The 236-nt window shown below is 43.6% G+C and carries 1 protein-coding gene; it reads left to right on the forward strand.

Going from position 1 to position 236, the window contains the following annotated elements:
• On the forward strand, positions 1–236 hold a 236-nt coding region (locus SB725_RS33845), incomplete at both ends, for a PTS sugar transporter subunit IIB (protein ID WP_410923777.1).

Raw genomic sequence — 236 nt, forward strand, 5'->3', positions numbered from 1 at the left:
GTTTGTATTGGTGGACAAAGCGTCCGATGCATTGGCTTTGTGCCAAGGTGTAAAGGGGATTTCAGCCGTTAATGTCGGCGGGATGCGAATGTCAGAAGGAAAAAGGATGATATCCCCAGCTGTTGCAGTTAATGAAGCAGATATCCTGACTTTTGATCAAATTGTATCGATAGGTGTAGAGGTCGAAGTAAGACAGGTCCCTACAGAAAAAAAGAAAACGATTACAGAGCTCATAG

The sequence above is a fragment of the Pseudomonas sp. SIMBA_041 genome, assembly GCF_046535095.1.
Lineage (GTDB): Bacteria > Pseudomonadota > Gammaproteobacteria > Pseudomonadales > Pseudomonadaceae > Aquipseudomonas > Aquipseudomonas mucoides.